Here is an 18164-nt window from a genome sequence, read left to right as displayed (position 1 = left end):
CGTGCAGGGAAGGCGAGCAACCCATTCCGATCGAGAACGCTTCAGACCTGCGGGTCCGGCGTGCCCGGATTGCCTGTCGGCGAACCGGATGACGCGATCGCCACGCGCCTACGGCGCAAGAGGTCTCCACGCGTCCCGCGGCGCAAACTGCGGCCTGCCGATCGATCCGGGTGCGAGGGGCGACCGCCGCCGGTCTGAGGCAGCGCGGAGGCGGTTCAGTTCCTCGGGCGGCGGGTCGGTTCGATGGTCAGCGCGAACCGGCTGTGGCTGCGCGTTTCCCTGCGCCGGAGGAGGGCCGGCGCCGCCACCGCGCGCGACGGCAACGCGATGCTCACGCCGCCGAGGGAGAGGATGATGCCCCACCCGCCCAGGGAAGGCAGCAACAGCACGGCGAGCGCGGCGAAGCCCACGACGTAGCTCAGCACAAGTGCCTTCAGAGCGGAGAGGGCCTGCAGGGGTCTGCCCACGGCCGTCGCACCCTCAGCCGACTTCGGCAGGGTGCGATGCCTCCTCCGCGACGCCGTGCGCCCCGTGGCCGGGAATGAAGGCGTCGAAGGCCGCCCAGAAATCGGTGCGGACGGCGTCGCACTCGGTCAGGATCTCGTGGCGGGCGCCCGGCAGCACGATCAGGTGGCCGGTCTTGAGCCGCGCGGCGAAGCGCTCGACCGCCGGCGTGCTGCAGACGGGGTCGGCCCCGGCGGCAACGATCAGGCAGGGCGTGCGGATGCGCCGGACCGTCGCCGGATCCTCCAGCCGGCGCATCGCCCGGAAGGCGGAGGCGAGCCAGGCGATGGTCGGATCGCCGACCGCCCCGGCACCGACCTCGCGGGCAGCCGCCGCGTTGCGGGCGTAGCGCGCCGGATCGGTCGAGAGGCGGTTGCCGGCAAACGGTTTCGTCGCGATCGAGACGGCCTTGCCGAACGGGATGTAGCACCGCCCGAGCCCCAGACGGTGGAGGCCGCGCGCCAGCAGAGAGGCGCCCGCCGGCCAACGCACCATGCGGATCGCCAGCATCGGTGCCACTGTCACGAGCCGCCGGAACGGCAGCCGGCCCTCCGCCGCGATCGTCAGCGCCACCGCCCCGCCCATGGAATGGGCGAGCCCGAAATACGGCTCGGGCATCATCGGCACCAGCACGGTTTCGGTGATCGCCTTGAGGTCGAGACGATAGTCGTCGAAGTGGCGGACATGGCCCTTGTGGGCGTCCCGCACCTGCCGACCGGAATCGCCCTGGCCGCGCCAGTCGAAGGCGACGACGCAGAAGCCGCGGGCGCGCAGGTCCGAGATCGTCTCGAAGTACTTCTCGATGAACTCGGCCCGGCCCTGCAGCAGGCAGACCGTGCCCTTCACGCTGCGCGTCGTCGGCTGCCACGTGGCGGCCCGCAGGGAGACGCCGTCGGCGGTCTCGACCGGCACGAGGCGGGCGCCGGGCGGCACCGGATTGCCGGGGGTGGGTCGCAGGCTCAGCACGGTGGTCGCGCCTCTGAAAAATTTTTCGCAAAGCTCATGCAAAATCCTCGCAAGCAGGCTCTTGCACGGTTTTCCGGGCCCACCAATATCATCAATGCACCGGCCGAGACGGCGGTGCGACGGTCCGGCCCACGGGCGGACCCGAATACATCGAGCATGTTGCTTCTTCTGGAGGATATGTGATGCGTCAGTTCGATCTGGCCCCCCTGTACCGTTCCACCGTCGGTTTCGACCGCCTGTTTTCGGCCCTCGACGGTTTCGTGAGTACCGAGTCTGCTCCGACCTACCCGCCCTACAACATCGAGCGCACCGGCGAGAACGTCTACCGCGTCACCGTCGCGGTCGCCGGCTTCACCGAGGCCGACCTGTCGATCGAGGTGAAGGAGAACGCCCTCACCATCAAGGGCGAGCGCAAGCCCGCCGAGGGCAAGTCCGCCGAAGTCCTCTATCAGGGCATCGCCGCCCGCGCCTTCGAGCGCCGCTTCCAGCTCGCCGACCACGTCCAGGTGACCGGCGCCGCGCTTGAGAACGGCCTCCTCCATGTCGATCTCGTCCGCGAGGTCCCGGAGGCGAAGAAGCCGCGCCGCATCGAGATCGCCAGCCGCCCATCGAGCCAGCCGGTGATCGAGGGCTCGGTCCAGCAGGCCGCGTAAGCGCTCAAGCGCCAGTCTGACCCCACAGAGGCGCGCCCCGGCCGAACAGGCCGGGGCGTTTTCGCGTGGGTGCTCTCGACTCTTTGTTTCGCATCGTCGTCTTCCGAAAGCCGGCGGCCACCTTTCAAAACGATGCTCTAGAAATCCCCGAACCGGTCGCCGGGACCGGGCTCGTAGCAGGTGTATCCGACGAAGCAGCCCGGATTGTCGCGGGTCGGCACGAAAGCGCGTCGGCCGATCTCGGTCGCCTCGCAGAACGAGCGGTCGCGCACGAAGCGGTCGAAGGTCGGCCCGCCGGTGCCGAGCACCGCCGCGCCCTGCCGCGCCACCACGGTGCGGGCCTGGGCACAGGTGAGGTTCGTGGTCGAGGGGCGCTGCGCCAGGGCCGGCGAGAGGCCGGCGGCGAGCACGGCCCACGAGAGGAGCAGGGACACGAGAACGCGTCGCATGAACAGGGTCCGGCGCGAGGGGAACTGCCCCCTCAACCGCGCCGGTCACGGATGGATCCCGTCGAGCTCCGGCAGCAGCACCACGCTCTCCTGCTCGTTCGGATCGGTGCGGGCGATGATCGCCGTGCAGGGTTCCGTGGCGCTCGGATTGTAGGGCAGGTGCGGCACGCCGGCCGGGATGTAGAAATACTCGCCGGGCTTCAGTTCGGTGTGGTGCTCCAGGCGCTCGCCCCACCACGTGCAGGAGGTGCCCGCGAGCGCGTAGATCGCGGTCTCGTGACCCTCGTGCTTGTGCGCCTTGGCCCGCGCACCGGGCGGGATCGTCACCATCTGGAGATGGATGCCCGTGGCCCCCGCCGTTTCCGCCGAGATGCCGGGCGCGTAGGACAGGCCTTGGCGGCCGGTGAAAGGCTCGCCGGGGCGCACCACCCGGCAGAGCGCCTCGCCCGTCCCGGCCATCGCCCTACAGGTCCCCGAAGGCGAGCTGCCCCTGGGGCGCCGCCGGCCGCTTGGCCGCCCGGGGGGCTTCCCTGCGCGCGGACGGCTTCGGGCGCGGCTTCGCCTGCGGTTTGGGGTCGGCGCGCATCCGCGCCTTGGCCTTGTCGCGGGCGACCGCCTCGGGGGCGTGGGGGTCGTCGTCGAGCCACTTGCCGCGCTTGATCACCTCGTTGACCCGGCCCTGGTTCACCCCGACCTTGAAGGCGATCTCCTGCTGGGTCATGCCGGTGGAGGCGTGCAATTCCAGGATCGCGCGGGCGAGGTCCGGGGTCATCTTCTGGCCGGTGATGCGGCGGGCCGGGCGGATGGTGCGGGTCTGGCGGTCGCGCTCGCGCAGGCGCTCCAGCAGGGCGAGCGCCATGTGCATGCCGTGCTCGCGCAGGGACTCCTCGAATTCCTTCAGCGTCGCCATGGCCGGTTCCTCGTCCAGGGGCGGACGTCGGCAGGAGAACGCCGCGCCCGGGCCTCAGGTTGCCGTTTCGAGGAGACGCGCCTGTGCGAGGCGGGGCAAGCGGGGAGACCGCCTCGTCCACCGCAAAACGGCCGGGCCGGGCGATCGGCCGCGGCGACCGCCCCCTCGCACGAACCGCGCCGTCCGCCGTCCTGCGCCGTTACGCTCCGGGAAAACGGTCGCAGACGGGCGGTTCGTCCGGCCCGCTTCACGTGTTGGCAGGGCACGAGCCGGTCGGGTACACCGCGCACCATCGTATCGTGCGGACACCATCAGCCATGATCAGCCCCGTCCTTCCCGTCTCCCGCTCCGAGGCGGTGCCGGGCGCGCCCGGCCTCGTCGAAGCGCTCGAGAGCGGCTCGGTCCTCGTCTTCCGCGACCTCGACTTCCCCCTCGACGCCTTCGAGCAGCGCTTCGTCGAGCGCCCCTTCGCCGACGGCAAGGCCAAGAACGTCGCGATCCGCAACGAGACCGCCGCGCTGCGCGGCGGGGCCGGCAGCGAGGAGGAGCAGGCGCGCCTGCGTGACATGCTGGTGCGCTACCGGCGCTTCGCGGAAAATCTGATCGACACCTATCTCCCGGCCTATCGCAACAAGGTCTCGCTCGCGGGGACGTCCTACCGGCCGTTCGACGTCGACAAGCGCAAGCTGAGCTGGCGGCGCGACGACACGCGCATGCATGTCGATGCCTTCCCCTCGAACCCGATCGGCGAGCGGCGCATCCTGCGCATCTTCCGCAACATCAACGCCGAGGGTCAGCCGCGGCTGTGGCGGGTCGGCGAGGATTTCGGTTCGATGGCGGAGAAGTTCCTGCCGAAGCTGCCGGGCTATTCGGGCCTCTCGGCGAGCCTGCTCGCCGCGCTGAAGATCACCAAGGCCAAGCGCTCGGAATACGACCACCTGATGCTGCACCTCCACGACGCCCTGAAGCGCGACCTGGACTACCAGGCCAACGCGCCGCAGGCGGATGTGCGCTTCCAGCCCGGCGAGACCTGGGTGACCTTTTCCGACCTCGTGATGCACGGCGCCATGGGCGGGCGCTACATGCTGGAGCAGACCGCCTACATCGCGGTCGCCGACCAAGCGGATCCGGAGAAGAGCCCGCAGCGGATCCTGGCGCGCAAGCTCGGCCGGCCGCTGAAGCACTGAGGGGTCAGGCCGACGCCTCCGGCCCCTCCGTCAGTTCCCGCCACAGCAGGATCAGCGCGGCCATCACCGCCGGGCCGACGAACAGCCCGAGCAGGCCGAAGGTCTCGACGCCGCCGAGGATGCCGAGCAGCACCCACAGGAAGGGCAGGCGGGTGGTGCCGCCGATCAGCGCCGGGCGCACGAAGTGGTCGGCCACAAACGTGATGACGAAGCCGGCCGCCACCACGATCGCGGCGGGAACCACCGCCCCGCCCGCCAGGAGCAGCACGGCGGCGAGGCCGAAGGCCAGGGGCGCGCCGAAGGGGATCATCGCGGCGACCGCGGTGAGCGCCCCGAACAGCACCGGATGCGGCACGCCGGCCAGCGCGTAGACGATCCCGAGCAGGAAACCCTCGCCGATCCCGACGAGGACGAGCCCGTCCACGGTACCGTGGACGGAGGCCACCATCTGGCGCGCCACCCGCTCGCCGCGGGGCCCGAACAGGCGCTGGCTCGCCCGCAGCGACTGGGCGACCACCGCATCGCCCTCGCGGAAGAGGAAGAACAGCGCCAGCAGGCAGAAGCCGAACAACACCACCCGGTGCACCAGCCCAGCCCCGAGGGTGCGGGTCAGATCGCGGTTCGAGGTGGTGTTGAGGCGCTCGGTCACTTCATGCGCCAGACCCGCATGGGCGAGGTGGGCGTTCCACCACTCGGTGACGGCCGCAGCCCCATAGGGCAGGTGGGCGACGAAGTCCGGGACGGGGATCCCGTTGCGCTCGGCCTCGCGGGCATAGGCCAGAAGGTCGTGCGCCTCGCGGCCCGCCTCGACCGCCAGCCCGGCGATGGGCAGCAGCAGGAGCCCGGCGACGAGGCCGGTGAAGATGGCCGGCCAGAGGATGTTGTGCCGCCCCGGCGGGAAGCGGTGGCGGGCGCGGTTGAAGAGCGGCCACAGGGCGATGGCGAGCACCAGCGCCCAGACCAGCGCCCGCAGGAACCCGTGCAGGATATAGAGGCCGAGCCCCAGCAAGGCCGCGACCAAGAGGGCGCGCAGCACCCTCTGGATGCGGGCGGCCTCGGGCTCCGTCTGATCGCTCGGGCGCATCGCCGCCTCGCTCCGTTCCGCCGCTGTGGCGGCGCGGGCAACCTATGGCGGTTCGAGCCGCAATCCAGGGCCGGCGTCAGGCCGCGCGGTCGCGCCCCTCGGCCTTGGCCCGGTAGAGCGAGCGGTCGGCCCGCTCGATGGCTGCCGAAAAGTCGGTCTCGCCCGGCTCGACCGCGGCGATGCCGAGGCTGATCGTCCAGGCCGGAAGGCCGTTCCCCCGCCCGGATCTCTGGCGGATCTCGTCGGCGATCCAGCGCGCCTCGGCCGGGCTCCGGTCGGCCACGAGCAGGACGAACTCGTCGCCGCCGAGGCGGACAAGGCTGGCATCGGGCTCGGGAATGACGGTTTGGACGCTGCCCGCGAGCGCCGTGAGCACGCGGTCGCCGGCGGCGTGGCCGTGACCGTCGTTGATCGCCTTGAAGTGATCGACGTCGAGGACGATCACCGCCGTGCCCGGCCGCAGCAGACGCGGAGCGAGAGCAGCGAGGCCGGCCCGGTTCCAGGCGCCGGTCAGGAAGTCGCGCCGGGCCGCCTCGCGCAACTCCGCCTGGGCCCGCTCCCCCGGCATGGTGATGAGGCCGAGATTGAGGACGGCGAGCAGCAATTGGTCGGAGAGGAGCGGGATCAGGGCCGCCATGTTGACCTCCGCGCCGCCCACGGCTTCCGCCACCATCGCCGCGACGAAGCCGGGAATGTAGGCCAGCAGCGCCGCCCCCGCGATGCGCCGTCCCGGCGATGGCCGGGACGCTCGGCCGAGGGCAAGGCTGCTCCCGGCGACGGCCATGGTCAGCAGGCTGCCGAAAGTGCCGCCGATCCGGCACGCCGCATCGTCCGGCCCGAGGGTGAGAGCCGGCAGGATGTAGCCGAGGCTCGCGACCAGAATCGGCAGCAGCATCCACGGACGGAACGGGGGCCGCCCGTCGAAGCGGCGCACGCCCGTCAGCACTGCCAGCGTGCTGGCCGAGAGCACGCCGTAGAGCAGTCCGGTCTGCAGCGGCGACGGCGCGAGATGATTGAAGCAGAAAATCGCGAGAGCGTAGCTCAGCGAGCCACCGGCCCAGTGCAGGAAATAGGTTTCATCGCGCCGCCCGCCCCAGAGACACAGGAAGACACCGAAGAAGGCGAGGCTCGACAGAATGCTGCACAGGCCCAGCGTCGGGACATTCGGCAAGGCGACCATGATCTGGGGAAGCGCTCCGGCACCGAATCGTCACGGCCGGCACCATGCCGCCGAAACCTTAAGAACGAGACCGCTCGACTGCGTTCGGCCGGCCGAGCCATGGCTGCTTCAATCCCGTCCGGCCACGATCAGACTTGGCTACACCCCGTCCGGGTTGCCTGAGCATGACGAAGCGGGTTCGGCGGACCGGCCTTGGCTCTCCACCTTACCCGGAGAGCGCCGTTTCACATGCCGCCCTCGGCAACCCTGCACAGCCTCCGCAATCGGAACGAACTGCGAACAAAGGCTTGACCTCTCCGGCGCCCGGACGCACTGTTCATGGAACGTTCCGGACCGATTCGCCGCCCTCGCGGCGGAGCAAGGCAGGAGGCTTCCATGATCGAGATCGGCTTCGACGACGACGTGATCGACCGGCCGGCTCCTGCGGCGCAGAACGCCTCCCCCGACCGGGACTGGTGCCTCCGCGACGACGGCCTCGAACATGCGGCGAGCGGCTACTTCATCGCCCGCGAGGAGATCGCCAGCCGCCGCGGCGATGGTCTCTGGACGTGGCCGATGCAGCTCGCCGAGAAGGCGTGGTGCGCGCCGGTGAGCTTCCGCCGTGTCTTCCTGGCCGCGCTGGAGCGTTACGGCGTCACGGCGGATGCGGATCTCGCCCGCTCCTTCGCCCTGGGTTTCGGCATCCAGGATGCGGGCCAGCGCCATAACGACCGCTTCGTGGCGCTCGGCGAGCTGGTGCGCCCGCGCGTGCCGGGGCGCAAGCGGACGCTCCCGCTGGAGGGCCGCCGCAGCGGCCGCGAGCGGCCGCGGCAGGGGGCGGATACCCGCGCCCCGGCGCTCGACCTCAGCCGCTCGGCCGGCTGAAGGGCAGCGGGGAGAGGCGCGCGGGAGACCGGCCGGGCCGCTCTGCGATGCCCGAGGTTGCCCGCGCTCCACCGCTTCGTGTAAGGGGTCGCGATCTTTTCAGTAGCGCCATCGGGAACCGGCGGCGAAGCGGGGCCGCGGACCGGCTCGGGCGCCATGGGGGCGTGCCGCGTGAGGGGTCGGCGACGCCGGACATGAAGAATCGAGAAAGCGGCCAGCCCTAATGTCGAACGAGACCGCCACCTTCGACCGCGTCGCGGACATCATCGCCGAGACGGCGGACATCCCGCGCGACAAGATCACCCCCGAGAGCCACGCCATCGACGATCTCGGCATCGATTCGCTCGCCTTCCTCGACATCGCCTTCGCGGTCGACAAGGCCTTCGGGATCAAGCTGCCGCTGGAGCGTTGGACCCAGGAGGTCAACGAGGGCAAGGTCCCGGCCGAGCAGTATTTCGTGCTGAAGAACCTCTGCGCGCGCATCGACGCGCTGGTCGCCGAGAAGGCCGCCAAGGCCTGATCCGCCGGGCATCGGGGATTCGCGCGCGATGCGGCTCGAATATTTCGAGATGATCGATTCCGTGGTGCGGCTCGACCGCGCCGCCGGCCGCATCGAGGCGCGGGCGCTCGTGCCGGAGGCGAGCCCGGTCTTCGAGGGGCATTTTCCCGGCCATCCGCTGGTGCCGGGCGTCCTGCTGACCGAGACCATGGCCCAGGCCTCCGGCTACCTCGTGCTGGCCCATCTCGACTTCGCGCAGATGCCGTTCCTGATGGCGGTGGACAAGGCGCGCTTTCGCTCCTTCGTCGGCCCCGGCGCCGCCCTCGACATCACGGCGAGCCTTGAGCACGACGGCTCGGGCTACGCGGTGACGAAGGCCGCCATCCGCCACGAGGGCAAGGCGCTCTGCGACGCGGAACTGCGGTTCCGCACCATGCCGTTCCCGGCCGGCCTCGATGCGCCGATGCGCGAGCGCGCCCGGAAGATCGGCCTTCTGGATGGAGCCCAGCCGTGAGCCGTCCGCAGGCCCGTGACGTCCAGGCCCGTGACGTCGTCGTCACCGGGATCGGCCTCGTCTCCTGCGCCGGCGAGGGCATCGAGGCGCATCTGAGCGCCTTCGCCTCCCACGCGCCGCCGCGCACGGATGCCGAGACCTTCGCGCCTTATCCGGTGCACCCGGTCGCGCCGCTCGCCCTTGACGCGCAGATCCCGAAGAAGTCGGATCAGCGCCAGATGGAGGGGTGGCAGCGGCTCGGGGTCTACGCCGCCGGGCTCGCCCTCGATTCGGCCGGCGTGAAGGACGATGCGGGCTTCAAGTCGGCGCTCCCGCTCGTGGTGGCCGCGGGCGGCGGCGAGCGCGACTACGCCGTCGACGGGGCGATCCTCACGGGCCTGCGCGGGACGAACGAGGCCGGCGCCTTCCTCAACGAGCGGCTGCTGAACGACCTGCGGCCGACCCTGTTCCTGGCGCAGCTCTCGAATCTGCTCGCGGGCAATATCAGCATCGTCCACGGCGTCACGGGGGCCTCGCGCACCTTCATGGGCGAGGAGTCGAGCGGCGTCGATGCCCTGCGCATCGCCCATGCCCGGATCGCCTCGGGTCAGGTCGAGACCATGATGGTCGGCGGCTCCTACAACGCCGAGCGTCCGGACGTGATGGTCATCCACGAGATGGGCGGCTTCCTGCTGAAACCGGCCTACCGCCCGGTCTTCGAACGCGGAGGCGACGGCAATGGCGGCTTCGTGCTCGGCAGCGCCGCCGCCTTCCTCGTTCTGGAAGCGGCCGAGCATGCCGCCGCCCGCGGCGCCCGGGCGCTGGCCCGGCTGATGCCGGTGGCCAACGACCGGGTGGCCCGCGCGCCGGGAAGCGTCCAGGCGAGCCTGACCCGGCTCATCGGCGAGGCCGGGGTCGAGCGGCCGGACGTGGTGCTCTCCGGCGCCACCGGCCTATCCGATCTCGCCGCGGAGGAGATCGCCGGGATCCACGCGGCGCTGCCGGGCGCGGGCATCCGCGCCACGGGCGACGTGGTGGGCCACCCGATGGAGGTCGCGGCCCCGTTCGGCGCGGCTCTGGCGGCAGCGCTCTGCGCGGTCGGCTCGGCGCGCGAGGTGGCGGTCACCTCCGTCGGCCACCGCCGCGGCGAGGGCGTGATCCGGGTCGTAAAGGTCTAGTGCGCCTCCCGATGAAGCGGTCACCGCTTCATCGGGAGGATGCAGGAATGAGGCTGCCGGTCCGGAGATCGCCGTCGCGGCGGTCCGGATGCGGGCCGGCCGAGAAGATGGTCTGAGGCCCCGATGGCAGAACCGCGCTCCTCCTCCACCCACGACGCCCAGGGACGTCCGCTCGTCGCGGTGACAGGTCTCGGCATCGTCACCTCGCTCGGCCGCGGCGTCGCCGAGAACTGGGACGCGCTGACCGCCGGCCGCTCCGGCATCCGCGCCATCTCCCGCTTCCCCACCGAGGGCCTGCGGACCCGGATCGCCGGCACCGTCGATTTCCTCGACACCGACCCGCTGGTGGCGCCGCTCCTGTCGGAGCGCTTCGCCATGGTGGCGGCGGAGGAGGCCGTGACCCAGGCCGGGATCGGCGCGGGCTTTCCCGGCGGGCTGTTCGTGGCGGTGCCGCCGGTCGAGATGGAATGGCCGCAGCGCCAGGCGCTGGCGGAGGCCGCGGGCGAGCCGGAGGCGGTGACCTATGCCGGCCTCCAGCAGGCCGCCGCGACCCGCCGCTTCGACGCGTGGCACGACCTGTTCATCTTCGGCACGGTGGCCGACCGGCTCGCCGACCGCTTCGGCACCCGCGGCTCGCCGATCTCGCTTTCCACCGCCTGCTCGTCGGGCGCCACCGCGATCCAACTCGGCGTCGAGGCGATCCGCCGGGGCGAGATGGACGCCGCGCTGTGCATCGGCACCGACGGCTCGGTGAACCCGGAATCGCTGATCCGCTTCTCGCTGCTCTCGGCGCTCTCGACCCAGAACGACCCGCCGGAGGGGGCCTCGAAGCCGTTCTCGAAGAATCGCGACGGCTTCGTCATGGGCGAGGGCGCCGCCGCCCTGGTCTTGGAAAGCGCCGAATCCGCCAGGTCGCGGGGGGCGAAAATCCTCGGCTACGTGCTCGGCTGCGGCGAGAAGGGCGACGGCTTCCATCGCACCCGCTCCAGCCCGGACGGCGCACCGGTCATCGCGGCGATGCGCGCGGCGCTGGACGATGCGGGCGTCGCGCCCGAGGCGATCGACCATGTCAACGCGCACGGCACCTCGACGCCGGAGAACGACAAGATGGAGGCGCTCGGCTGCTCGGCGGTGTTCGGCGAGCGGATCGGGAGCCTGCCGATCTCCTCCAACAAGTCGATGATCGGCCATACGCTCACCGCGGCCGGGGCCATCGAAGCGGTGGTTTCGCTGCTGACGATCCGGCACGGGCGCATCCCGCCGACGATCAACTACGCTCTGCCCGACCCGGCGCTGCTGCTCGACGTGGTGGGGACCGCCCGCGACGCCCGCGTCGCGCGGGTGCTGTCGAATTCCTTCGGCTTCGGCGGGCAGAACACCTGCCTCGTCCTCGGAGACGAGCCCGCATGAGTGAGGAGAGGAAATCCGTCCTCGTCGTCGGCGGCGCCTCCGGGCTCGGCGCGGCGACTGTTCGCGCCCTGGCATCCGCCGGTTACGACGTGACCTTCACCTACCGCTCCTCGCCGGAGCGCGCCGGGGCGCTCGCCGACGAGCTGGTGCGGACGCATGGAGAGGCGCGCGTCACCGCCCACGCCCTCGACCTGTCGGACCGCGACGCGATTGAAGCATTCTGCGAAACGATCGAGGGGCAAGGTTTCTACGGCTACGTCCACAATGCCGGCCAGTCGGCGGATGCGCTCGCGGCCATGCTCGACCGCGAGCGGGCCGAGGCAGCGATGCAGGTGAACTTCTGGTCGATGACCCGGATCGCCAAGGCGCTGGTGCGCGGGATGATCCGGGCGCGGTCGGGCCGCATCGTCGCCATCGGCTCGGTGGCCGCGCTCCAGGCCAATGCCGGCAACGCGGCCTATGCGGCGACCAAGGGCGCCCTAATCGCCTATTGCCGGACGCTGGCCGTCGAATCGGCCAAGCGCGGGGTGACGGTCAACGTCATCGCGCCCGGCTTCATCGACACCGAGATGCTGGCGGCCTATGCCAGCCACCGCGAGGGCATCGAGCGCCAGATCCCGCTCGGCCGGTTCGCGCGGCCGGAGGAGGTCGCGGCGATGGCCGCCTTCCTGATCGGGGAGGGCGGGGCCTACATCACCGGCGCGGTTCTCCCCGTCGACGGCGGCCTGACCGCAATGATGGGCATCCATCGCACCTGACGCGGTCCGCCATGCCCCGCTGCCTGCCCGCCCTCGCCGTCGCCCTGCTGCTTGCCGGGGGCGTGTCCGCGCGGGGCGCCGAGACCTTCCGGGTCGAGGGCCTGCCGCGGGACGACAGCCTGACGATCCGCGAGGCGCCGGATGCGGGTGCGCCGGCTCTCGGGCAGATCCCGGCCGGACGCCGGGTGCTCGGCTTCGGCTGCACCAATGCGACGCCGAGCGGGCTCACATGGTGCCGAGTCAGGTTCGAGCGTACCCTCGGCTGGGCCCGGCGGCGCTACCTGACGCCGGATTGAACGGCTTTTGTCGTCGATCGTGCATCGTCCTGAAAGCCCGACTCCACCGTTCGGGCGAGGTGCTAACTCGGCGGCAGCAGCGTCTCGGCGACGAATTGAACGACCCGCTTCAGCTCGACCGGCTTCTGCAGGCGTTCGACATCGGCGAAATCCGGCGGGATCACACCCTCGTCGTAGCCCGTGATGAACACGAACGGCACGCCGCGCTCCCGCAGCAGCGCCGCCAGGGCGAAGGACGGCCCCGAGCCCAGGTTGATGTCCACCAGCGCAGCTGCGGGCGCTCCCTCTTCGAGGGCGTCGCGGGCCGCCTCCTCGCTCGGGCAGGGACCGATGACTTCCGCTCCCGCCCCCTGAAGGGCACGCGCCGTGTCGGTGGCGAGATAGTAGTCGTCCTCCACAACGAGGATGCGGTGGCCGCTCAGGTCTGCTTCACCGGTCATGTCGAGCGCTCCTCCGGATACGGTCGCGCGCTGCGGGGCATCGGTCTCCAGGATGCTGGCCCCGTCGCGCAGCGGAAACTCGAGGCGGCAACGCGCGCCCTCCGGGCCGATTTCCAGGCGGCCGCGTCCACCCAGTTCGTAAGGCAGACGCCCCTCGATCAGTTCACGGCCGAAGCCGCGGCGCGTCATCGAGGGATGCTCGGTTCGATCGTCGTTGCGGGTCTCCGCGCCCGGCACACCATCCTCCGCCCAATCGAAGCCGAGCCACGACTCGCCGCGCTTGTCGAACAAGGTCCAGCGCACCCGCACCCGGCCCTCCGGCACCGATAGCGCCCCGTATTTCAGGGCGTTGGTCGCCAGTTCGTGGACCGCGAGCGTCAGGATCTCCGCCGCCTTCGGCGACAGCTCGACCTCGGGTCCGGACAGGTCGTACTGGTCCTCGCGCAGGGCTTGGGCATCGATCTCGTCGTGGACGATAGTGGCCACGGGCACGCCGGCATTGGCGGAGCGGGTCAGCAGCGCCTGAACGCGGGCCAGCGTCAGGAGCCGCCCTCCGACGAGGGACGCGTACTCGGACACGCTCTCCGCCCGCTCGCCGGTGCGGGCGACGATCGAGCGGGTCACCGCCATGATGTTGCGCACCCTGTGCTGCAACTCGGCCATGAGCACGGCCTGATGCCCGGTCAGCAGCTTGGCCTCGGTCATGTCGGAGGAGAGGCCACCGATGCGCCGCACACGGCCCTGCTCGTCGCGCAGGGGGAACAGCGTGCTGCGGATCCAGCGGAAGGCCCCGTCGCTCGGGCGCTTGATGCGGAACTCGTTCAGCAGCGATTGACCGGCGGCAACCCGTTGTAGGTTCTGCAGGGCGCGCCCGCGATCCTCCGGCAGCATGTGGCCGGCCCATCGCTGGACGTCGCTTCCGAGCACGTCCGTTTCGAGGCCATAGACCGTCCGCAGCGCCGGGCTGACGAACTCCATCTTGAGCGTCTCCGCGTCGCGGATCCAGAGGACGTCGGAGGACGCCTCGGCGAATTGCCGGAACCGCTCCTCGCTCTCGCGCAGGCGCAACTCGGCGCGCTTGGCCCGCAGGGCGTGCCAGATCGCGGGTGCCAGCGCCTCCGCGGCCTCCAGATCCTCCGGCCGGTAGCCACCCTCGCGGTTGCCGAGCCCGATCAGGCCCCGCGTCCGGTCACCCTGCTTCAGCGGCACGCCGAGGAAGGCCGTCAGCGGCACGTGGGCGAGCGAGGCACCGCTGCGGTTCGGATGTGGGACGGGATCGTTGACGATGAAGCCCGCGCCGTCCTGCAGCACGCGCCCGTAGATGCCGTTGACCGCGAGTTCCAGCGACAGCGCGTCCAGCGGCAGGCTGCTCCCCCCTTCCGGCGCTCGCGCGGCGTGGCGGGCCCGGCTCCGGTCGCTGAAGAACAGGCCGTCGAGGCGCCCGGTCGCCGCGTCGATCTCGCCCATGAAGCCGATGGCGCTGCCGGTCAGTTCCTCGGCGACATCGAGGGAGATGCGCGCCAGTTCCTCCTCCGAGGAGGCGCCCAGCGTCTCGCTGAAGATGAGGTTGATCGCCTGGAGGACGGCGTTGTTGCGCCTGACGCGCTCTTCGGCGAGGCGGCGTTCGGTGACATCGATCGAGACGCCGACGAAGCGGCCGTCCTCCAACGGCCGGCCGGAGCTGCTCAGCCAGCGATACTGCCCGTCGGCGCGGCGGAGCCGGGCCTCGTCGGTGAACGATCGGCGCTGCCTGAACGCCTCCCGGAAGACGGCCAGGTGCCGTTCGGCATCCTCGGGATGCAGGAACCTCTCCCAGACATGCGCTCCGACGGCATCGGAGGCGACACCGAAGAAGTCGAGATAGTGGTCGTTGACGAAGATCGTGCCGCTCGAATGCACGTCCCAGATCAGGACCGGGGCCGCATCGGCCATGGTGCGCAGGCGGATGTCGGCCTCGCGCGCCGTCTTCTCCGCACGGGCCCGCTCCATCGTCGCCCAGGTGCGCTCGCCGATCTCGGTGGCCAGCGTGATCTCCGCAGGGGTCCATTCCCGCGGTGTCGTCATGGAGACGGCGAGCGCACCGACGAGGCGGCCCTCCTTCAGCAGCGGAATGCCGAGCAGGCTCACGACCCGGTCGGCCAGCACCCTTTCCCGGCAGTGGTCCGGGACCATAGGCGACGTCCGCACATCGGTGATCGCGATCGGCTGGCCCTGCTCATGATGGGGTATTGCCCAGTCGACGAGATCGAGCGGATATGACCCCGCCCGCGAGGGAAGACCGGCGCGTGCGAAGTCCTGTGCGATGACCGCGAAGCCCTCGGCCTCGTACAGGTCGAGGTAGTAGGTGTAATCCGCCTGAAGGTGTTCGCCCAGAAGCCGGCAGGCGACGGCCTGGACTTCGAGCGGATCGGCGAGGGGACGCAGCGCGTCGCTGAGGCCGAGCACGAAGGCCTGCTGCTCCTCGCGCTCCCGCAGGGCACGCTCGGCTAGGATCCGGTCGGTCGTCTCGATTGTCGAGAGATAGGCGCCGAGGACGCCGCCAGCCTCGTCCCGAATAGGCGTCCAGCTCAACGTGAACCAGCCGAAGGGCCGCTCCGGCCGCGCGGGCAATTGCCAGAAACGGTCGATCGTGTGTCGCGCCTCCCCACGGCGGAGCTGCCGGGCGATCTCCTCGCCCTCCGCCGTCGGCCAGACATCACTGAAGGGCCGTCCCAGCGGAGCGTGGACTCGGGCGGCGTTGATGGCCTCGAATCCGTCGTTGTAGAGCACGGTTAGGTCTGGCCCCCAAGCGATGGCAGCCAGCAGGGGTGAGCCGAGCATCAGCTCGACGACCGTCTTCAAGCCCTGCGACCAATCCTCGATTGGCCCGAGCGGCGTCCGTGCCCAGTCATGGACACGGATCTGCTTCGCCATGCCTTCGCCGCGCGGCCAATCTGTCATTTCTTTTCGCACCTACCGCCGCATAGACACGACTGCAGGAAAAAGTCACCCCATCGTTCTTTGCAGGTCTGGCACAGTATCGGAAAGACCGGGGTAGGGTCGAACGCGAAAGGTCGTCGCAGCGCGAGAGGAGCACCCGCCGGGTTGCCTGTCCCCAGTTCGATAGGGCCCTTCGGTCACAGCCTTCCACGGCCCGGCCGTTTCGCGATACGGAGGTCCCAGCCTGCCCGGCCGGAAGCCATCCGGGACGATCGGGCTCCTTCCTTCCGCGGACGAGATCACTCCTGATGCAAGCCCTCCAGCTCTTCGGCGACCGCGACCTGCGCCTCACCGAGGTCGAGCCGCCCCCCGCCCCGGGCCCGGGCGAAGTGCAGATCCGGGTGCGCGCGGTCGGCCTCAACTTCATCGACGTGTGGGGGTTTCGCGGAATGGCGTTCGCCAAGCGCAAGCTGCCGCTCACCGTCGGCGCCGAGGCGGCGGGCGAGATCGCGGCCGTCGGCGAGGGCGTCGAGGGGCTCTCCGTCGGCGATCCGGTCGTGCCCTACGGCGCGCTGACCTGCGGACGATGCCGTGCCTGCCGGGAGGGACGCGACAACCTGTGCGAGGACGTCTCGGGCGTGATGGGCTTCCATCTCGACGGCTTCGCCCGCGAGCGGGTGAACCTGCCGGCCCGCCTCGTGGTGAAGGTGCCGGGGGGCGTCGACCACGTCCAGGCGGCCTGCGCCGGCATCGCCTTCGGCACGGTCCAGCACATGCTGTTCGACAATGCGCGGCTGGAGCCCGGCGAGTCGATCCTCATCCAGGCCGGCGGCTCGGGCATCGGCACGGCGGCGATCAAGATGGCCAAGGCGATCGGCTGCACCGTCTACACCACGGTGGGCGACGACGCGAAGGGCGAGAAGGCGCGGGCGCTCGGCGCGGACCACGTCATCAACTACCGCGAGGAGCGCTTCGAGGGCGAGGTTCGCCGCCTGACCAAGCGCAAGGGCGTGGACGTGGTGTTCGAGCATGTCGGGCCCGAGACGTGGAACGGCTCGCTTCTCTGCCTGAAGCGGGGCGGGCGGCTCGTCACCTGCGGCTCGACCTCGGGCGTCTCGGTTCAGATGAACCTGATGCAGCTGTTCCAGCAGCAATACCGCATCACCGGCTCGTTCGGCTGCCGCATCGCCAACATGCGCGAGAGCCTCGACAAGATGGCCGAGGGCCTCACGCCCGTCATCGATACGGTGCTGCCGCTCGCCGACTTCGCCCAGGGCCTGGAGCGCCTGGAATCGCGAAAGGTGTTCGGGAAGATCCTCGTGACGCTCTGACGGGTCAGGCGAAGAGCCGGCTCGCGAGGCCGGGGACCTCGCGAAAACTGTCCGCGACATGGCCCGCGAGCGCCCGCGCCGCCGGCCCGGCGCCGTCGCGCAGGCGCGTCAGCACGTCGTAGCTGCCGAGCGGCGGCAGGGATGCGATCCGCTGGAAGGGCGGGCCGGCGACGCTCGCGGGCAGCGGCGCCACCGCGAGGTCGGCCTCCACCGCCGCGATCTGCCCCTGGCAATGCTCGCTGGTATAGGCGATCCGGTAGGCGATGCCCGCCCCATCGAGCGCATCGAGCGCCGCCGCCCGCCACGTGCAGCCGCTCTGGCAGAGGGCCAGCGGCAGGGGCCGGCGCGCCTCGGCGAGGCCGCCGCGCAGGCCGATCCAGACCAGATCCTGCGAGTGGACGACCTGCGCCGGGCGGTTCGACGGGCAATGGCCCGTATAGAGCACGAGGTCGAGATCGCCCTGCGCCACCGCCTCCACCAGCAGGCGGCTGGCGTCGAGCCGGACATCCACCTCGACCTGCGGATGGGTGGCGGCGAAGCGGCGCAGCATCGCCGGCAGGGCGAACAGGCCGGAATCGTTGGGCGCGCCGAACCGCACCCGCCCCTCCATCGGCGGCGCATCGAAGAAGGCCACCACCTCGTCGTTCACGGCCAGCAGGCGCCGGCCGAGCCCGAGCAGCGCCTCGCCGTCGGCGGTCGGCACCACTGCGCGGGGCTGGCGCAGGAACAGCGCCCGACCCAGGCGCTCCTCAAGCCGCTTCACCTGAAGGCTGACCGCCGAGGGTGTGCGCCCGACCCGCTCGGCGGCGCGGGCGAAGGTACCGGCTTCGCAGATCGTCACGAAGGTGCGGACGAGGTCGAGATCGAGGTTCGACGAATAGAGCGCGCCCACGATCCGGCTCCGGCGGCACGATGCCATGATGAGCATCGCTCATCGTTGGCGTGAGATCAATTCGTTCGACTCACCGCACGACCCGCCGCATCATCGCTGCGGCCAGAAGGGAGGCGACGATGATCGGGCGGTACGCAGACACCCTGCGCCG

Annotated in this window: 19 protein-coding genes; 10 read left to right on the top strand and 9 right to left on the bottom strand. The window is 70.8% G+C overall.

Going from position 1 to position 18164, the window contains the following annotated elements; genetic code table 11:
• Positions 1–215 precede the first annotated feature (215 nt).
• Positions 216–425 (bottom strand): hypothetical protein, encoded by a 210-nt coding sequence (locus HNR51_RS04785; RefSeq protein WP_182554145.1) that lies wholly within the window; start codon positions 423–425, stop codon positions 216–218.
• A 55-nt stretch (positions 426–480) separates the two neighbouring features.
• A complete protein-coding gene (locus tag HNR51_RS04780; RefSeq protein ID WP_182554144.1) occupies positions 481–1470 on the bottom strand; it encodes an alpha/beta fold hydrolase in 990 nt (329 codons plus the stop codon).
• 182 nt (positions 1471–1652) lie between these two features.
• Here HNR51_RS04780 and HNR51_RS04775 point away from each other — a divergent pair, with 182 nt between their 5' ends.
• Positions 1653–2123, top strand: a complete 471-nt coding sequence (locus HNR51_RS04775) for an Hsp20 family protein (protein ID WP_012456763.1) — start codon at positions 1653–1655, stop codon at positions 2121–2123.
• A gap of 137 nt (positions 2124–2260) precedes the next feature.
• On the opposite strand, the gene HNR51_RS04770 is transcribed toward HNR51_RS04775, so the two are convergent.
• From HNR51_RS04770 to HNR51_RS04760, 3 genes are read right to left on the bottom strand one after another with little or no spacing between them, the layout of a single operon-like run.
• Positions 2261–2572: a hypothetical protein gene (locus HNR51_RS04770; RefSeq protein WP_012456762.1), complete on the bottom strand. Its 312-nt coding sequence runs from the start codon at positions 2570–2572 to the stop codon at positions 2261–2263.
• 45 nt (positions 2573–2617) lie between these two features.
• Positions 2618–3031 carry a cupin domain-containing protein gene (locus tag HNR51_RS04765; protein ID WP_012456761.1) on the bottom strand — a complete coding sequence of 138 codons (414 nt, stop codon included), beginning with the start codon at positions 3029–3031 and terminating at the stop codon, positions 2618–2620.
• Between the two features lie 4 nt (positions 3032–3035).
• Entirely contained in the window at positions 3036–3482 is a 447-nt protein-coding gene (locus tag HNR51_RS04760; RefSeq protein WP_063987948.1) for a hypothetical protein, read from the bottom strand.
• Between the two features lie 317 nt (positions 3483–3799).
• On the opposite strand from HNR51_RS04760, the gene kdoO reads away from it, so the two are divergent.
• The gene (gene kdoO, locus HNR51_RS04755) at positions 3800–4669 is read left to right on the top strand and encodes a Kdo hydroxylase KdoO (RefSeq protein ID WP_182554143.1); all 870 of its coding nucleotides are present in this window, start codon (positions 3800–3802) and stop codon (positions 4667–4669) included.
• Between the two features lie 4 nt (positions 4670–4673).
• Here the strand turns inward: kdoO and HNR51_RS04750 are convergent, their stop codons facing one another.
• Both HNR51_RS04750 and HNR51_RS04745 read right to left on the bottom strand, forming a co-directional pair.
• Entirely contained in the window at positions 4674–5753 is a 1080-nt protein-coding gene (locus HNR51_RS04750) for an AI-2E family transporter (protein WP_182554142.1), read from the bottom strand.
• A gap of 76 nt (positions 5754–5829) precedes the next feature.
• Complete coding sequence (locus HNR51_RS04745; RefSeq protein ID WP_182554141.1) at positions 5830–6933, bottom strand: GGDEF domain-containing protein; 1104 nt, start codon at positions 6931–6933, stop codon at positions 5830–5832.
• A gap of 375 nt (positions 6934–7308) precedes the next feature.
• On the opposite strand from HNR51_RS04745, the gene HNR51_RS04740 reads away from it, so the two are divergent.
• The 7 genes from HNR51_RS04740 (at position 7309) to HNR51_RS04710 (ending at position 12431) form a co-directional block, all read left to right on the top strand.
• Positions 7309–7797, top strand: a complete 489-nt coding sequence (locus HNR51_RS04740) for a hypothetical protein (RefSeq protein ID WP_182554140.1) — start codon at positions 7309–7311, stop codon at positions 7795–7797.
• A 223-nt stretch (positions 7798–8020) separates the two neighbouring features.
• Positions 8021–8317 (top strand): acyl carrier protein, encoded by a 297-nt coding sequence (locus HNR51_RS04735; protein WP_003601886.1) that lies wholly within the window; start codon positions 8021–8023, stop codon positions 8315–8317.
• 28 nt (positions 8318–8345) lie between these two features.
• Positions 8346–8810, top strand: coding sequence for an ApeI family dehydratase (locus tag HNR51_RS04730; protein WP_012456754.1), 465 nt, complete (start codon positions 8346–8348; stop codon positions 8808–8810).
• Positions 8807–9967: a beta-ketoacyl-ACP synthase gene (locus tag HNR51_RS04725; protein ID WP_012456753.1), complete on the top strand. Its 1161-nt coding sequence runs from the start codon at positions 8807–8809 to the stop codon at positions 9965–9967. The genes HNR51_RS04730 and HNR51_RS04725 overlap by 4 nt, the downstream gene beginning before the upstream one ends.
• Positions 9968–10090: 123 nt before the next feature.
• Positions 10091–11377: a beta-ketoacyl-ACP synthase gene (locus HNR51_RS04720; protein WP_182554139.1), complete on the top strand. Its 1287-nt coding sequence runs from the start codon at positions 10091–10093 to the stop codon at positions 11375–11377.
• Complete coding sequence (locus HNR51_RS04715; protein WP_182554138.1) at positions 11374–12135, top strand: SDR family NAD(P)-dependent oxidoreductase; 762 nt, start codon at positions 11374–11376, stop codon at positions 12133–12135. Before HNR51_RS04720 ends, HNR51_RS04715 begins: the two co-directional genes overlap by 4 nt.
• A gap of 11 nt (positions 12136–12146) precedes the next feature.
• The gene (locus tag HNR51_RS04710) at positions 12147–12431 is read left to right on the top strand and encodes an SH3 domain-containing protein (protein ID WP_152278724.1); all 285 of its coding nucleotides are present in this window, start codon (positions 12147–12149) and stop codon (positions 12429–12431) included.
• 62 nt (positions 12432–12493) lie between these two features.
• Here the strand turns inward: HNR51_RS04710 and HNR51_RS04705 are convergent, their stop codons facing one another.
• Complete coding sequence (locus HNR51_RS04705) at positions 12494–15784, bottom strand: PAS domain-containing protein (protein ID WP_182554137.1); 3291 nt, start codon at positions 15782–15784, stop codon at positions 12494–12496.
• Between the two features lie 314 nt (positions 15785–16098).
• On the opposite strand from HNR51_RS04705, the gene HNR51_RS04700 reads away from it, so the two are divergent.
• Positions 16099–17121, top strand: coding sequence for a zinc-binding dehydrogenase (locus HNR51_RS04700; protein WP_182554136.1), 1023 nt, complete (start codon positions 16099–16101; stop codon positions 17119–17121).
• Positions 17122–17125: 4 nt separating this feature from the next.
• Here the strand turns inward: HNR51_RS04700 and HNR51_RS04695 are convergent, their stop codons facing one another.
• Entirely contained in the window at positions 17126–18013 is an 888-nt protein-coding gene (locus HNR51_RS04695) for a LysR substrate-binding domain-containing protein (protein WP_182554135.1), read from the bottom strand.
• Positions 18014–18164: the final 151 nt, after the last annotated feature.

The sequence above is a fragment of the Methylorubrum thiocyanatum genome, assembly GCA_014138645.1.
GTDB lineage: Bacteria > Pseudomonadota > Alphaproteobacteria > Rhizobiales > Beijerinckiaceae > Methylobacterium > Methylobacterium thiocyanatum.
Note: the sequence above shows the minus strand (reverse complement) of the source record. Positions and strands in the feature narration are given on the sequence as shown.

Coding starts and splice junctions, on each gene's coding strand:
- HNR51_RS04775 (WP_012456763.1), top strand. CDS start 1,653: ATGCGTCAGTTCGATCTGGCCCCCCTGTACCGTTCCACCGTCGGTTTC.
- HNR51_RS04770 (WP_012456762.1), bottom strand. CDS start 2,572: ATGCGACGCGTTCTCGTGTCCCTGCTCCTCTCGTGGGCCGTGCTCGCC.
- HNR51_RS04765 (WP_012456761.1), bottom strand. CDS start 3,031: ATGGCCGGGACGGGCGAGGCGCTCTGCCGGGTGGTGCGCCCCGGCGAG.
- HNR51_RS04760 (WP_063987948.1), bottom strand. CDS start 3,482: ATGGCGACGCTGAAGGAATTCGAGGAGTCCCTGCGCGAGCACGGCATG.
- kdoO (WP_182554143.1), top strand. CDS start 3,800: ATGATCAGCCCCGTCCTTCCCGTCTCCCGCTCCGAGGCGGTGCCGGGC.
- HNR51_RS04750 (WP_182554142.1), bottom strand. CDS start 5,753: ATGCGCCCGAGCGATCAGACGGAGCCCGAGGCCGCCCGCATCCAGAGG.
- HNR51_RS04745 (WP_182554141.1), bottom strand. CDS start 6,933: ATGGTCGCCTTGCCGAATGTCCCGACGCTGGGCCTGTGCAGCATTCTG.
- HNR51_RS04740 (WP_182554140.1), top strand. CDS start 7,309: ATGATCGAGATCGGCTTCGACGACGACGTGATCGACCGGCCGGCTCCT.
- HNR51_RS04735 (WP_003601886.1), top strand. CDS start 8,021: ATGTCGAACGAGACCGCCACCTTCGACCGCGTCGCGGACATCATCGCC.
- HNR51_RS04730 (WP_012456754.1), top strand. CDS start 8,346: ATGCGGCTCGAATATTTCGAGATGATCGATTCCGTGGTGCGGCTCGAC.
- HNR51_RS04720 (WP_182554139.1), top strand. CDS start 10,091: ATGGCAGAACCGCGCTCCTCCTCCACCCACGACGCCCAGGGACGTCCG.
- HNR51_RS04715 (WP_182554138.1), top strand. CDS start 11,374: ATGAGTGAGGAGAGGAAATCCGTCCTCGTCGTCGGCGGCGCCTCCGGG.
- HNR51_RS04710 (WP_152278724.1), top strand. CDS start 12,147: ATGCCCCGCTGCCTGCCCGCCCTCGCCGTCGCCCTGCTGCTTGCCGGG.
- HNR51_RS04705 (WP_182554137.1), bottom strand. CDS start 15,784: ATGGCGAAGCAGATCCGTGTCCATGACTGGGCACGGACGCCGCTCGGG.
- HNR51_RS04700 (WP_182554136.1), top strand. CDS start 16,099: ATGCAAGCCCTCCAGCTCTTCGGCGACCGCGACCTGCGCCTCACCGAG.